The 14,582-nt window shown below is 58.4% G+C and carries 12 protein-coding genes; 8 read left to right on the forward strand and 4 right to left on the reverse strand.

The annotated features are described in order from the left end of the window. Nucleotides 1-4: 4 nt before the first annotated feature. Genes ilvD through KBP54_RS05140 form a run of 3 tightly spaced genes read right to left on the reverse strand, consistent with a single transcriptional unit; the run spans nucleotide 5 to nucleotide 3,825 of the window. The gene (ilvD, locus tag KBP54_RS05130; protein ID WP_256006519.1) at nucleotides 5-1,843 is read right to left on the reverse strand and encodes a dihydroxy-acid dehydratase; all 1,839 of its coding nucleotides are present in this window, start codon (nucleotides 1,841-1,843) and stop codon (nucleotides 5-7) included. A 3-nt stretch (nucleotides 1,844-1,846) separates the two neighbouring features. Further along, the gene (locus KBP54_RS05135; protein WP_070362581.1) at nucleotides 1,847-2,374 is read right to left on the reverse strand and encodes a PH domain-containing protein; all 528 of its coding nucleotides are present in this window, start codon (nucleotides 2,372-2,374) and stop codon (nucleotides 1,847-1,849) included. A gap of 23 nt (nucleotides 2,375-2,397) precedes the next feature. After that, a complete protein-coding gene (locus KBP54_RS05140; protein ID WP_246814952.1) occupies nucleotides 2,398-3,825 on the reverse strand; it encodes a mechanosensitive ion channel family protein in 1,428 nt (475 codons plus the stop codon). A gap of 247 nt (nucleotides 3,826-4,072) precedes the next feature. Between KBP54_RS05140 and KBP54_RS05145 the strand changes: the two genes are divergently transcribed. Genes KBP54_RS05145 through ilvC form a run of 3 tightly spaced genes read left to right on the forward strand, consistent with a single transcriptional unit; the run spans nucleotide 4,073 to nucleotide 7,541 of the window. Next, a complete protein-coding gene (locus KBP54_RS05145) occupies nucleotides 4,073-5,947 on the forward strand; it encodes an acetolactate synthase large subunit (protein WP_070479167.1) in 1,875 nt (624 codons plus the stop codon). Nucleotide 5,948: 1 nt separating this feature from the next. Beyond that, nucleotides 5,949-6,467, forward strand: coding sequence for an acetolactate synthase small subunit (gene ilvN / locus KBP54_RS05150; RefSeq protein ID WP_070362578.1), 519 nt, complete (start codon nucleotides 5,949-5,951; stop codon nucleotides 6,465-6,467). A gap of 60 nt (nucleotides 6,468-6,527) precedes the next feature. Beyond that, on the forward strand, nucleotides 6,528-7,541 hold the full coding sequence (ilvC, locus tag KBP54_RS05155; protein ID WP_256006522.1) for a ketol-acid reductoisomerase: 1,014 nt from the start codon (nucleotides 6,528-6,530) through the stop codon (nucleotides 7,539-7,541). 71 nt (nucleotides 7,542-7,612) lie between these two features. Here the strand turns inward: ilvC and KBP54_RS05160 are convergent, their stop codons facing one another. Beyond that, on the reverse strand, nucleotides 7,613-8,017 hold the full coding sequence (locus tag KBP54_RS05160) for a hypothetical protein (protein WP_256006525.1): 405 nt from the start codon (nucleotides 8,015-8,017) through the stop codon (nucleotides 7,613-7,615). 99 nt (nucleotides 8,018-8,116) lie between these two features. Between KBP54_RS05160 and KBP54_RS05165 the strand changes: the two genes are divergently transcribed. From KBP54_RS05165 to KBP54_RS05185, 5 genes are all read left to right on the forward strand, one after another. After that, nucleotides 8,117-9,025 carry a cation diffusion facilitator family transporter gene (locus KBP54_RS05165; protein WP_070362575.1) on the forward strand — a complete coding sequence of 303 codons (909 nt, stop codon included), beginning with the start codon at nucleotides 8,117-8,119 and terminating at the stop codon, nucleotides 9,023-9,025. 21 nt (nucleotides 9,026-9,046) lie between these two features. Further along, nucleotides 9,047-10,930, forward strand: a complete 1,884-nt coding sequence (locus KBP54_RS05170; RefSeq protein ID WP_070976374.1) for a DUF262 domain-containing protein — start codon at nucleotides 9,047-9,049, stop codon at nucleotides 10,928-10,930. Between the two features lie 40 nt (nucleotides 10,931-10,970). Continuing rightward, complete coding sequence (locus KBP54_RS05175; protein WP_240492716.1) at nucleotides 10,971-11,810, forward strand: hypothetical protein; 840 nt, start codon at nucleotides 10,971-10,973, stop codon at nucleotides 11,808-11,810. 56 nt (nucleotides 11,811-11,866) lie between these two features. Then, a complete protein-coding gene (serA, locus tag KBP54_RS05180; protein WP_070362573.1) occupies nucleotides 11,867-13,453 on the forward strand; it encodes a phosphoglycerate dehydrogenase in 1,587 nt (528 codons plus the stop codon). Between the two features lie 72 nt (nucleotides 13,454-13,525). Next, nucleotides 13,526-14,542 (forward strand): 3-isopropylmalate dehydrogenase, encoded by a 1,017-nt coding sequence (locus KBP54_RS05185; RefSeq protein ID WP_256006527.1) that lies wholly within the window; start codon nucleotides 13,526-13,528, stop codon nucleotides 14,540-14,542. The last annotated feature ends 40 nt before the right edge of the window (nucleotides 14,543-14,582 follow it).

The raw sequence follows: 14,582 nt of genomic DNA on the forward strand, positions 1-14,582 counted from the left end.
CCCGCTAGTCGAGCTGGCGGACGGCGCCCTTGTCGGCGGACGTTGCCATCTTTGCGTACACCTTGAGAGCCTTCGACACTTCGCGGACACGATTTGGTGTCCACGGGTGCTCGGAGGCTTCCATTGCTTCACGGCGCTTTTCCAGGACGTCTTCGTCGACATCGAGGGTGAGCTCGCGTCGAGACACTGAGATCGAAACGGTATCGCCGTTTTCGATCAGGCCGATGAGGCCACCGTGGGCAGCCTCGGGTGAGATGTGTCCGATGGAAAGTCCTGACGTGCCGCCGGAGAATCGGCCGTCGGTAATCAGGGCGCACTTCGTGCCCAGTCCGGCACCTTTCAAGAAGGAAGTGGGGTGAAGCATCTCCTGCATGCCTGGCCCACCCGCGGGTCCTTCGTAGCGGATCACGACAACCTCACCCTCAAGTACTTCGTGTGCCAAGATCATCGACACCGCCTGCTCTTGCGAGTCCACAACATGCGCCGGTCCCGAGAACTCCCAGAGACCTTCTTCAACACCTGCAGTTTTGAGGATCGCGCCGTCCGGAGCAAGGTTGCCACGCAGGACGACCAAGCCGCCGTCAGAAGTAAACGGGTGGTCGACATCGTGGATCACGCCACGGATGGCATCGGTATCCAGGCTCGGCCACCGCGCTGACTGCGAGCATGCCTGCGTGGTTCGCTTGCCACCCGGCGCGGCGTGGAAGAGTTCGATGGCTTCTTCACATGCGCCGGTGCCACGGATATCCCAGTCCTTGAGCCACTCGTCGAGGGAGTCGTAGACAATTGAGTGCACGTCCTCGTGTAGCAGTCCGCCGCGGTGGAGCTCGCCGAGGATTGCTGGGATGCCTCCGGCGCGGTGGACATCTTCGACGTGGGCTGTGCCGTTTGGAGCAACCTTTGACAGGCACGGGATGTGGTGGGACAGGTCGTCGATATCCGCGAGTGAGAAGTTCACCTCGCCCTCTTGCGCGGCCGCAAGGATGTGCAGAATCGTGTTCGTCGATCCACCCATGGCCATGTCGAGGGCCATTGCGTTGCGGAACGCGTGCACGGTTGCGATCTCGCGCGGCAATACTGAGGTGTCGCCTTCTCCGTAGTAGCGGTTGCACAGGTCAACGATGGTGGCGCCAGCTTTTTCGAACAGCTCACGGCGCGCTGTGTGCGTGGCCAGGGTGGTGCCGTTGCCAGGGAGTGAAAGGCCGAGCGCTTCGGTAAGGCAGTTCATGGAGTTAGCGGTGAACATGCCGGAGCACGATCCACAGGTAGGGCAGGCGCCTTCGACGATGGCATCGAGTTCGTTATCGGAGACAGCATCGTTTGCGGAAAGCGCGATGGCGTCAACAAGGTCGGAGGCTGGCTTTTCGACGCCACCAACGTTAATTGGCTTGCCTGATTCCATCGGGCCGCCGGAGACGAAAACCGTAGGGATGTTAAGCCGCAGTGAAGCATTCAGCATGCCCGGTGTGATCTTGTCACAGTTGGAGATGCATACCATTGCGTCGACGGTGTGGGCGTTGACCATGTACTCCACCGAATCCGCGATGATCTCGCGGCTGGGCAGGGAGTAGAGCATGCCGGAATGGCCCATGGCGATACCGTCGTCGACGGCGATGGTGTTGAATTCTTTCGGCACACCGCCGGCGGCGCGTACAGCTTCCGCAACAATTTCCCCTACCTCTTTGAGGTGCACGTGGCCAGGAACGAACTGCGTGTATGAGTTGACGATGGCAACAATCGGCTTGCCGAACTCATTTTCTTCTGTACCGGTTGCTCGCCATAGTGCACGTGCGCCTGCAGCTTGGCGGCCAATGGTTGTGACTCGTGAGCGGAGAGGGATCACGGCTTACTCCTTTGTACGTGGCGCGGGCTCGGGCCGTGGCCCGGGCAGATCAGGGTGTGCCTTGACGTATTCGTCGTAGGCTTCTCGCGACATTAATACTTTATTGCCGTCTTTGTTGATGATTTCATATTTTCCGTCGGCGGCTTCCTGCGCCTGCGTGATGACGTCCGTGATTCGGCCCCGGGAAGCTTCTGCAAGTTCCGGTAGCATATTAAAGGTCACACCGGGCATGGTGTGCGATGCTCCGTCAAGAGTTGTGGCCTTCGCCTTCGCACCCTGAAATGCAATTCCCGCCAGGTCAGACCAGGCGATGGTCACGTTTGGCTTCACCATGTACCGCAGAGCAATGCCGCGTTCGCTGATCGTGGTGGAGGCGGTGAAGATCCAGAGCAACCACGCGAGCGGAATGATCAGCAGCCAGCCAAGAAGGAGCGGAGCCCAGGAAATTCCGATCAACGCGATGCCTGTCATGAGGACAACCGCAATGACGTGTTGTTTGCTAGGGCGAAAGGTGGTGGGCGAGTCAGTCATGCAAGTTATGCTAGCCAATCTTGTTACGGCTGCGGGAGTTGCTCCTTATCGACGTCCACTTCGTCCGTCGCCGTCTCTTCCTGAGTAGCTGGCGTGGCCACCGGTTCCGGTCGTTCGTATGTGGATGTTTCGGACATCCAATCAGATGATTCCGACTCGGTCGTTGTGGATGAAGGCGTGGTTGCTTCGGTGGTTGGCGTGGCTGTTGGAATAGTAGTGGTGACGTCGGACGTGGGGATCTCTTCTTGGGTGGCAGGCATGGGGGCGCTCGTGGATGCAACCGGCCGGGCAGGTGGCGCCCAAACACCGGAATTTGCGTTGCTTTCCTCCGCGGGTTGCAACATGAGGCCGCGGACAATGAGCAAAATGGCGAACCCCGCGAGGAGGAACGCTGTGGACATACGCATAATTCCGCGGAATACGCGCTTCGGTGCAGGTGCGTCGTCATCAGTAAGCGTCAAGTCATCAACTGCTGCCGGATCTTGGGCCACTGGGTCTGTCGCCGGCAGCTTTTGCGTCTGAGGAAAGGACTCTGAAATACGCTCTGTGGGCGTTTGCACATCAAAGTGCCTGGTCGGTTGTTCCAAACCTTGCACCAGTGCGCCCTCGAATGTTGTTGCCGCGCCGTACTCGTTCCAAAACTCGTCGAGGATCGCCATGCGGATTGCGCGCTCCACCTTCCACTGCATCAATGGTTGAGTGCGAACCATCACGCGCATATCCACGGTCCATGAGCTTCCGACAGTTGCGGGGGCGTTCACCGCTACTGCGGGTTGTACTTCGACCTCGTCGATGGTGGCGTCGGCAATGTCGGGTTGCGCAATCGCACGCTGCGCCGCGGCGAGGGTCCTCTTCAACGCTTCTTCCGCAGACGTTGAACCGAGCAGTGGGACAGGAATGACGACGACCGCGCTGGACCAGTAGTTGGATTGGTTGATGCATATGCGTGCCGTCGAGTTCGGAATAGAGATGGTCGATTGCTCGATGGTGCGGATTTGAGTTGCGCGCATTGTAATCTGAATGACCTCACCGGAGACGTCAATCCCGTTGCCCTGAAATGCGACGTAGTCGCCCACACCAAACTGCTTTTCGCTGAGGATGAAGAAACCCGCCAGGAAATCCGCGATGATGTTCTGTGCGCCAAAACCGATGGCTGCCGATACAACCGTTGCGGGGATCGCGGCACCGGCGAGTGAAAAGCCGAGTTGTTGCAGTGCAAAGACGAAAATCAAGAAGTAGGCAACCATCTGGGCGATGTATACACCGACGCCCACGATTGCTAGGCGGCCCTTCGATTCGTCCGTCTCACCAGACTCTTTGACCTGCCGCTCAGCGTGACGGTTCAGGAAACGGCCAGCTCGTGGCACTAAAAATGCGAGTGTGAGCAGGAGAGCGAGGTTGATCCCCGTCTCCGCGAACCAGCGCCAAATCTGTTCGGCAATGTATGACATCGGCATAGTTTTTGAATAATAATCCAAATCCCTCACATTCCCCTGTGGAATGTGTATGATTCAACTCATGATCATTTCGCACGTACTAGTCATTCTTATTCCGCACCGGCGCTTGCCGTAGCGGACTGCTTGCCTAGTCAGTCGCGAACTCAAGCGCCCTCGACAGCCACACGGCTTGGTCGGGGGCTTTTGTTTTAGATCTGATTCGATGGTTGTTGTTATTTGAAACACTAAGGAGCTCGACATCGTGGTTGCTTCACACAAGCCCCCGACGAATGCATCGACGCAGCCTGGTGATGAGCGCACCGCGCCGCTGATCACCGGAGCCGACGCTGTCGTTCGCAGTCTTGAGGAGCTAGGTACCGAGATTGTCTTTGGCCTCCCCGGTGGCGCGGTGCTTCCTCTTTACGACGCACTGTTCGCAGCAGAGAAGCTGCGGCATGTGCTGGTTCGCCATGAGCAAGGTGCAGGCCACGCCGCAGAAGGGTACGCGGTTGCTTCTGGAAAGGTTGGCGTGTGCATCGCCACTTCCGGGCCGGGGGCCACAAACCTTGTCACACCGATCGGTGACGCTTATCTGGACTCGGTCCCGATTGTTGCCATCACCGGCCAGGTAGGTTCGTCAATGATCGGAACCGACGCGTTCCAAGAGGCGGATATTCGTGGCATTACGATGCCAATCACTAAGCACAACATCATGGTCACGGACGTCAACGAGATCCCGAGTGTGATTGCAACTGCATTCCACATCGCATCTAGTGGCCGTCCGGGTCCGGTGCTTGTGGACATCCCGAAGGATGTTCAGGCACAGCTCATGGAGTTCTCGTGGCCGCCGAAACTGCTCGAGACTGGGTATGTTCCCGCTGACGAGCCGCTCAGCGAACAGGTAATGAAGGCTGCGGAGCGAATCTCGCAGGCGAAGCGGCCGGTGTTATATATCGGTGGTGGCGTCGTCAAGTCTGCTGCGAACAAGGAGCTGCTTGAGCTTGTCGAGGCCACTGGCATCCCAGTGGTGACTACCTTGATGGCGTTGGGCGCATTCCCGCAGGACCATCCGTGCTACATGGGCATGCCTGGCATGCACGGCACCGTGCCGGCGGTTGGTGCCCTGCAGGAAGCGGATCTCCTGATCGCAATCGGAACCAGGTTTGATGACCGCGTGACCGGCGACGTTGACACTTTCGCGCCTCACGCGGACACGATTCACGCTGACATCGACCCGGCAGAGATCGGGAAGATTCGTCCAGTTGATGTGCCGATCGTCGGTGATGCGAAGAAGGTGCTTGCTCAGCTCACTGCAGCGTTTACAGGCTCGCCGAATACTCCGGCGCCGAAGATAGACGCCTGGATGGAGCGGCTTCAGGATCTCCAGGAGCGGTTCCCGCGTGGGTACGACAAGCAAGACGATGGGAAGCTTTCTCCGCAGTTTGTGATCGAGATGCTGTCGAAGACCGTCGGAAAGGATGCGATTTACGCGTCCGGCGTTGGCCAGCACCAGATGTGGTCAGCGCAGTTCCTGGACTTCGATAAACCTCGTCACTGGTTGAGCTCCGGCGGTGCCGGCACCATGGGGTATGCGGTGCCAGCCGCTATGGGTGCGAAGGCCGCGATGCCCGATAAAGAGGTATGGGCCGTCGACGGTGATGGTTGTTTCCAGATGACGAACCAGGAGATCACCACCGCGGCGATGGAGGGCTTGCCAATCAAGGTCTGCCTGATTAACAACGGCAACCTCGGCATGGTCCGCCAGTGGCAAACGTTGTTCTATGAAGGCAACTACTCGCACACCAAGCTCGGTGGGGAAGAGGCATACGTCCCTGACTTTGTGAAGCTCTCTGAGGCACTCGGGGCGCAGGCTGTTCGCGTCACGAAGGAAGAGGACGTCGTCCCCGCGATTGAGTGGGCGCGCGGTATCAATGATCGGCCGGTCGTAGTTGAGTTCATCGTCGGCGAGGACGCACAGGTTTGGCCGATGGTCGCTGCGGGCGCTTCGAACTCAGACATGCAGTACGCGCTCGGGATGCGGCCGTTCTTCGACATGGAGGAATCCGCCGCGGAAACCCCAGAAGCAATTCACGAAGTGTTGACGACACTCGAAGATGAAACAGAGGGAGCGAAATAAGATGGCACCAGTGCAAACAATCACTCGGCATAGGCTGTCGGTGCTTGTGCAGGATGTCGATGGCATCATTACGCGCGTATCCGCTCTGTTTACGCGCCGTGGCTACAACATGGTCTCGCTTGTGTCGGCAAGCACTGAGACCGAAGGCATCAACCGGCTGACCATCGTGGTCGATGCGAGCGAGTACTCCGTTGGGCAGATCCAGAAGCAGCTCAACAAGCTCGTCCAGGTTATTAAAGTCCAGAGGCTTGACGACGACGCCACCGTCGCCCGATCAATGATGCTGGTCAAGGTGAGCGCGGACAACAGTAACAGGCCGCAGGTCGTGGATGCCGCGAACATCTTCCGCGCACGTGTCGTCGACGTCTCGCCCGAGTCCCTCGTGATTGAAGCGACGGGCACGCCCGCAAAGCTGCGGGCGTTGCTTGAAGTACTCGAGCCCTTCGGAATTCGCGAGCTTGCGAGTTCCGGTGATGTCGCGCTTTCGCGCGGCGCCGAAACAATGGCATCGCAATCCTAAGCGCGACGCTATTAACTCCGATATATTTCTCCATACGCATAAAGAAAGGTGAGCCGACTCATGGCTATTGAAGTTTTTTACGACCAGGATGCAGACCTGTCCATCATCCAGGGAAAGAAAGTTGCAGTAATCGGCTATGGATCGCAGGGCCACGCGCACGCGCAGAACTTGCGTGAATCCGGCGTCGATGTTGTGATCGGCCTGCGTGAGGGCTCGAAGAGCGCGGAAAAGGCCAAGGAGGCTGGCTTCGAGGTCAAGAGCAACGCTGATGCTTCCGCATGGGCGGACGTCATCATGTTGCTGGCACCGGATACTTCCCAGGCAGAAATCTTCCGCAACGATATTGAGCCAAACCTGAAGGCTGGCGACGCCCTGTTCTTCGGTCACGGCCTGAACATCCACTTCAACCTGATTGAACCAGCGGACGACATCATCGTGGGCATGGTTGCGCCGAAGGGCCCGGGCCATTTGGTGCGTCGTACGTTTACTGAGGGCAAGGGCGTGCCGTGCCTGATTGCTGTCGAGCAGGACCCGGAGGGCAATGGCCGCGACCTGGCACTCTCGTACGCTGCAGCAATCGGTGGTGCTCGTGCCGGTGTCATCCCGACGACCTTCGAGGCTGAAACCGTCACCGACCTGTTCGGAGAGCAGGCCGTTCTGTGCGGTGGCCTGGAGGATCTCATCATGACGGGCTTCGATGTCCTCGTCGAGGCTGGCTACGAGCCAGAAATGGCGTACTTCGAGTGCCTGCACGAGATGAAGCTGATCGTGGATCTGATCTACGAAGGTGGCATGGCGAACATGAACTACTCCATCTCCGATACCGCAGAGTTCGGTGGCTACCTGTCTGGTCCGTGCCTCATCGACGAGGGCGTTAAAGACCGCATGCGTGACGTGCTGCGTGATATCCAGGATGGCACCTTCACCAAGCGCCTCGTTGAGAACGTGAAGAACGGTAACAAGGAGCTGGAGGACCTGCGCGCCAAGGTCTCCTCGCACCCGATTGAGAAGACCGGCAAGGAACTGCGCTCGATGATGAGCTGGGTGCAGAACCCGCTGAATGAGACCGCCTAGGCTTTCTCATAACGTAAAAACTGGGAGCGACCCAACAGAAGGGCCGCTCCCAGTTTTGTTTGTGCTTTGCGCTATTGCGCTGGTGCCATCTCGGATTCGGGTGCGTCGCTAAGGACTTCGTCGAGATTCACTGTGGTAGTGACTTCTTCCGGCACTGTCGGTTCGGAAGCGTCAGTGTTCGTCTCGGTAGCAGGCTCAACCGTTTCCGTGGTGTCTTCTGTCATCGTGGTGGTGATATCGACGGTTTCAGTTGCCGTCACGCTGGGCTGGTTGTTGTTGAATTCTTCTTCACTTTGGCCGCCGGCGAACAGGGACCACAGTAGCCATGCGAGAAGGAGGAAGACGAGGATGCCAAGGAGCCACTTCCACCAACCGCCGTTCTGCGGAGTTGGCTCGGATGGAGCGGGAAGGTGGCGTCGCTCCTCTGGTATCTCGAGTGGGGGGTTGTTTGGGGTTTCGTGTGGTTGCTGAGTCACGTGTTTCCTTTCTTTTTGGTCCAGGCTAGCAAAAATCGTTCTGATTGCTTCCGAAGTTGCCCGCTTTACCGATATTAAAAGGTGGATTAGAATTACGGCATGTCGCATAGCCAGGACCACGCTCACACTCACGACCACGATCACGTCGGCGACGCGCCACTGCGTGCCCTGCTGATCGCGCTGGGAGTCACCAGCGTGGTCTTTTTCGCAGAATTGATCGGTGGCTGGCTCACCGGTTCGATGGCGCTGATGGCCGATGCCATGCACATGCTGTCGGACGCTGCTGGACTGATCATTGCGGTGATCGCCGTGGTGATAGGGAAGCGGGCAGCCTCGATGAAGGCCACGTATGGATATCGGCGCGTTGAAGTACTGGCCGCGGCGACCAACGCGCTGACGGTGCTTGTGATTTCTGTCTGGATCGTGGTGCAGGCCATTCGTCGAATCTCTGCACCTACTGAGATTGACACGGCACCGATGATGGTGATCGCCCTCATTGGCTTGGTCGCAAACGCGGTATCTGCGTGGGTGCTGCATAGCCAAAGGGAAAACTCCGTCAACGTTGAGGGCGCGTTTTTGCACGTACTTGTGGACATGCTCGGTTCGGTTGCGGTGCTCGTCGCCGGTGCGGTGATTGCTTTTACTGGCAGCCAGCTGCCGGACGTTATCGCTTCCTTCTTGATCGCGGCGTTGGTGTTGCCACGGGCGTGGTCGCTGCTCCGTCACTCCCTCCAGGTGCTACTGGAGCAGGTCCCTCCGGGATTCGATGTTGAGAGCGTCGAACCGGCCCTGCGAGCAATTGCCGGTGTGGTGGATATCCATGACTTGCACCTGTGGTCGCTCGATGGGGTGTCCGTATTGGCGACGGTTCACGTGGTTAAGCACCCTGGTGAGCAAGGAGCCCGTGTTCTCGACGACGCCCAAGAAGTGTTGCGTGAGCTGGGGATTGAGCATTCCACGATCCAGGTTGAGCTGCCCGAACACCGCGGCCACGAGAATGTTTGTTGATTCTGTTCTAAAGTATGACTTATGGGTTTTACTACGCCAAGCTATTCACTCAAGGATCTCTTCGCGCGGGCTGAGCGCGGAGAGCTGCAGCTACCCGATTTTCAGCGCGAGTATATCTGGGATGTTGACCGCATTCGCACCCTGGTTACCTCAGTCTTGCGCGGCTATCCAATCGGCTCGTTCCTCGCGTTGGATACACGCGGGACACCAATGCGATTTCGCCCGCGCCCGCTCGAAGGGCTCGAGCCGAGCGTCAAGGAACCGCAACCGGGGCTGTTGCTTCTCGACGGCCAGCAGCGCCTCACTTCGCTGTACCACGCATTTAAGGGCGACGGCATCGTCCCGACCGTAGACTTCCTTGGTCGACGCATTCACCGCCAGTTCTTTGTGGATGTGCGGATGGCCGTCTCTGCCGATCCAATGCCGGTTGAAGCAGTCTTCGCTGTTGACGAAGAAGGCCAGATCCGTTCGCACTTTGGACCGGATATTCCGGAGGGCATCCGGAACCGGGAGGACATGCTGAAGCACGGTGTCGTGCCGGTGTCGCTGTTGCTCTGGAAAGAGGGCAATGACCTGCTTTTAGACATGGCGGCGGATGCCGAGGATCATGAAATGCGCGACGCGGTCAAGCTCTTCCTGAACGAAGTCATGCGCTGGATGCCGGCCTACGATGTTCCAGTGATCCGCATTGACCGGGAGACCTCGCAGATTGGCGTTGGCCAAATCTTCGCCCACGCAAACTCGGCGGGTGTCCAGATGGATGTTTTCGAGTTGCTGACGGCCATGTTTGCTACGCAAGATCCTGACTTTTTGCTTGCTGAGCATTGGCGGGGCGTCGAAAAGCAGTTGCGCGAGTACCCAGCTTTGGATGACATTGGGCGCATTGAATTCCTCCGTGCGATGTCACTTTTGCTGACGAGTCGGCATGGACACGCTGTTGGACACCGCGGCGACATCTTGAACCTTTCCCTCGATGACTACCGCCAGCATGCGCAAGAAATGGCGGATGCGTTTAAGGCGGCGGCTGAGTTTATGGCTGAGCGTTGTATTCTCAGCGTGGATCAGGTCCCGTACACCTCGCAGATTGTGCCACTGGCTACGATTTTGGCGCGTTTGGCAGAGCATCCGCAGTGGGACCGTAGCCAGGAGTCGAAGGACCGTCTCAACCGCTGGTACTGGTCGGGGGTGTTTGGAGAGCTCTACGGTGCGCACGCACCGACGATCCGTGCGGGCCTCGACGTTACCGAGGTCACCCCGTGGGTGCTGCAAGAGACTGACGCGACGCCACGTACAGTGTCGGACGCCACGTTCTCGGAGTCTCGTTTGCTTACGGCGACGGAGGAAAGCGGTGTCTACCGCGGACTGTACGCACTGCTGATGGCACGCGGCGCGCTCGACTGGAGGACAGGAAAGCCGTTCAACCGGGAGACGTTTGCGGAGCTGCAGCCGTACTTCAACACTGTGTTCCCACCTGCGTTTTGTGATGACATTGGCGCTGACCCAGTCGTTGCACAGTCGGTGCTCAACCGCACGCCGATGGGTAAGCGCACGGATGTGCTGATTGAGGACAATCAGCCGAAGCGCTACATTCCGCGCCTGCAGTCGAAGTCGCTCATGGACGACGACGAGTTTGATGAAGTCCTCGAAGGCCATGAGATGACGCCAATTTTCTTGCTGAACTCTCAGTGGACGGAGTTCTTGGCGGATCGTCGCGAACGTTTCGTCGGGATTGTCGAGTATGCGCTTGATAAGGCCGTGATCCGCGATATTGATGGCCCACTTGAGTCAGAGGTTGATTTCTCTGAAGAGCCCGAGCCAGAAGTAGAACCTGCACCAGCTGCTGAAGAGCCTGAGTTTGAGGCGCCAGAAGTTGAGCAGGAAGAGCCGGAAGGCGAAGAGGATTAAGCAGGTTGGGATACGGCAGCGTTGCCTCGCATTGTTGTGCGTGGCAACGCTGCTTGTTGCTTGCTCGCCAGAGCAACAATTAGGCCCGCTGGGAGAGGCGAGGAAAGTCAACCAGTCGCGCCATGTATCAGCGATGTTTGAGCAGCATCCTGTCGTGTTAGCAGACCGGACGGGGCTTGCATCGTTGCAGTATTTCTTCCGTGCTTCCGAGACGCTAGTGGTGTCGGATCCTTCAGTAGAAGCACAGCTGCGAGCTGCCTCAATCGCCGTTGTTGCCCACGCCCCGATGTTGGTCTACGACCCGAACCGACACAACGAGATTCTGCAAGAAACCGAGCGTTTACATACCTATACGGTGCTTACGGTTGGTGATGTGCCACTGGCGCAAACCACTGGACGGATGCGTGTGTACCGCGACCCGGGTGGGCGGGGAGCTTTAGGCCCGATGACGTCGCTGATGTTTGAGGAACGATTGATATCCTCACCCGAGTCTGCTGCGCAGGAAGTGGCGAAGTTGCGCTCGCGTGAGCCGACCTGGCTGAGAGCCGCGTGGGCGGACCCTGCCGTGATGAAGGGGGCGCAGGCAAGACCATTCCCGATTCTCTCCCGCAGGGATGCCGATATGGCTCCGTTGGTTGTGGCGACGGCGAATACTTCGATTGCCGCGATCGCGAATGCGCGCAGCTTTGGGGCGAAGGTTGTCTTCGTGGACGAGCCGGACCCGAGAGCATCCTTTGAAACACTATTTGCTCTTGCAGGGTTAGCGGACGGCCCGCTCGTTGCACTTGGAACCGATTTCGGGACCAGCGACGAGCTATCGCGCAGGATTTCGCAAGCGGAAGAAAAGTATCAGGCTAACCGCAGGACAACCGGTAACTGACCTATTAAGGTGTTCGGGGTATCCACTCTGTTTGATTCTCAGGAGACCCCATTCTTATGTCGAAACCTGTTGTCCTCATCGCCGATAAACTTTCCCAGTCAACCGTTGACGCACTTGGCGACGCGGTGGAAGTCCAGTGGGTAGATGGCCCAAACCGTGAGGCGCTGCTCGCGGCAGTCCCCGCCGCGGACGCGCTGCTTGTTCGCTCAGCAACGACGGTCGATCGTGAGGTGATCGAAGCAGGTGCAAACCTTAAGATTATCGGCCGTGCTGGTGTCGGTCTTGACAACGTTGATATTCCGGCGGCAACCGAGCACGGTGTGATGGTTGCTAACGCCCCGACCTCGAATATTCACTCAGCCTGTGAGCACGCAATCGCATTGCTGCTTTCTACCGCTCGCCAGATTCCGGCAGCTGATTCCACGCTGCGTAATGGTGAGTGGAAGCGCTCGGCGTTTAAAGGCACCGAGATCTTCGGCAAGACCGTAGGCATTGTCGGCTTCGGGCACATTGGCCAGCTGTTCGCGCACCGTCTGTCTGCGTTCGAAACCACGATCGTCGCATACGACCCTTACGCGAACCCTGCGCGTGCAGCGCAGATGGGTGTCGAGCTCGTCGAGCTCGAGGAGCTGATGGCTCGTGCAGATTTTGTGACGATCCACTTGCCGAAGACGAAAGAAACTGCAGGCATGTTCAATGCGGAGCTGCTTTCGAAGGCCAAGCCGGGACAGATCATTATCAATGCGGCCCGCGGTGGCCTCGTTGATGAGCAGGCGCTTGCCGACGCCATCAAGTCTGGCCACATTCGTGGTGCAGGTTTCGACGTGTATGCAACCGAGCCGTGCACGGATTCGCCGCTGTTTGAACTCGAAGAGGTCGTCGTAACGCCGCACCTTGGCGCATCTACGGCTGAGGCGCAGGACCGCGCGGGTACTGACGTTGCGGATTCTGTGTTGAAGGCACTGGCCGGCGAGTTCGTCGCTGATGCTGTCAACGTTGCTGGTGGCAACGCGGGCGAGGAGGTAGCTCGTTGGCTCGACTTGTCGCGCAAGCTTGGGCTGCTTGCAGGCAAGCTACTGGAAGAGGCTCCGGTATCGCTGAAGGTGACGGCTCGCGGTGAGCTGTCCACGGAGGAAGTCAACCTGTTGGGCCTGTCTGCTGTGCGCGGTCTGTTCTCGGGCATCGTCGATGAGCCTGTGACGTTTGTGAACGCACCTGCTATCGCTGAGGCCCGCGGATTGAGCTATACGGTCGAGACAGAGACTGAAGCACTGACGCACCGCAGCGCGCTCGAGGTCCAGGCCGTTGGGGCAGAAGGGCAGACCGCTACGGTGACTGGCGCGCTGACGAGCCTGGAGGGCGTTGAGAAGATCGTTCGCATCAATGGTCGCGGTGTAGACATGCGTGCGGAAGGCCGCAACTTGTTCTTCCGCTACACCGATGTCCCTGGAGCGCTCGGAAAGGTGGGTTCGCAGCTTGGTGCGCACGATATCAATATCGATGCTGCCGCGCTGACTCGCACCACGAAGGGCGACGGTGCGGTGCTTATCCTGCGCGTGGATAAGGAAGTTCCAGAGCAGCTCGAGGAGCAGATCGCGCAGTCTATCGACGCCACTTCGATCCAGCTCGATTTGGATTCCTAAAGGCGGTTCCCTCACGGGCGGACAGTGTTACACTAAACGCACTGTCCGTCTGGTGAGAAAGGAATCCCAAAAATGAAGGTTGCTGTTATTGGTGGGGACGGCATCGGCCCTGAAGTGATGGCAGAGGGGCTCAAAGTTCTGAATGCTGTTCGCTCGGACGTAGATACCACGGATTTTGACCTCGGTGCGCGTCGATACCTGCGTAACGGCGAGCTGCTCACGGACGGTGACCTCGAGGCGCTGTGTGAACATGACGCAATCCTGCTCGGCGCAGTCGGGGACCCGCGAAAGGTTCCCGCTGGTGTGCTTGAGCGCGGGCTCCTGTTGCCACTGCGCTTCAAGCTGGATCACTATGTCAACCTGCGCCCGTCGCGCTTGTACAAGAGTGTGACCTCGCCGCTGGCACGGCCGGGTGACATTGACTTTGTAGTTGTCCGCGAGGGAACCGAGGGGCTCTATGCCGGCAATGGTGGCACGCTGCGCGAAGGTACCGAGCATGAGGTTGCCTCCGAAGTTTCTCAAAACACCTATTACGGTGTTGAGCGCGTCGTGCGCTACGCCTTTGAGCTTGCTCAGCAGCGCCGCAAGAAGTTGACTCTTGTGCACAAGACGAACGTCCTGGTCAACGCTGGTGGTTTGTGGCAGCGAGTCTTCGACGAGGTCGCGCAGGAGTTCCCAGAGGTGACCACGAACTACCACCACATCGACGCGGCGACTATTTACATGGTCAGCGACCCTTCGCAGTACGACGTCATTGTGACGGATAACCTGTTCGGCGATATTTTGACTGACTTGGCCGGCGCAGTTGCAGGTGGTGTGGGCCTTGCGTGCTCGGGCAATATCAACGCGGCAAAGGTCACGCCTTCGATGTTTGAGCCAGTCCACGGTTCTGCACCGGATATTGCAGGTCAGGGGATCGCCGACCCGTGCGCGATGATTCTCTCCGTCGCGATGATGCTGCGCTTCCTCGGCGATGAAGACAATGCCCAGAAAATTGAAGCGGCCGTGGAAAAGGAAGTGACGGGCCGCGAAGGGGCTGACATTGTGACGACTGAGGTTGGCGACCGGATTGCTGCCGCGCTGAGGTAACCACGTAGGGTTGAGGCCAGATTTAAACAGGACCTCCGTG

This window comes from Corynebacterium pseudogenitalium, assembly GCF_024453815.1.
Taxonomy (GTDB): Bacteria; Actinomycetota; Actinomycetes; order Mycobacteriales; family Mycobacteriaceae; genus Corynebacterium; species Corynebacterium pseudogenitalium.

Bases quoted from the DNA above. Each gene is read 5' to 3' on its own strand.
- KBP54_RS05170 (WP_070976374.1), top strand. From the start codon at position 9,047: ATGGGTTTTACTACGCCAAGCTATTCACTCAAGGATCTCTTCGCGCGG.
- serA (WP_070362573.1), top strand. From the start codon at position 11,867: ATGTCGAAACCTGTTGTCCTCATCGCCGATAAACTTTCCCAGTCAACC.
- KBP54_RS05185 (WP_256006527.1), top strand. From the start codon at position 13,526: ATGAAGGTTGCTGTTATTGGTGGGGACGGCATCGGCCCTGAAGTGATG.
- KBP54_RS05140 (WP_246814952.1), bottom strand. From the start codon at position 3,825: ATGTCATACATTGCCGAACAGATTTGGCGCTGGTTCGCGGAGACGGGG.
- ilvN (WP_070362578.1), top strand. From the start codon at position 5,949: ATGGCACCAGTGCAAACAATCACTCGGCATAGGCTGTCGGTGCTTGTG.
- KBP54_RS05135 (WP_070362581.1), bottom strand. From the start codon at position 2,374: ATGACTGACTCGCCCACCACCTTTCGCCCTAGCAAACAACACGTCATT.
- ilvC (WP_256006522.1), top strand. From the start codon at position 6,528: ATGGCTATTGAAGTTTTTTACGACCAGGATGCAGACCTGTCCATCATC.
- KBP54_RS05165 (WP_070362575.1), top strand. From the start codon at position 8,117: ATGTCGCATAGCCAGGACCACGCTCACACTCACGACCACGATCACGTC.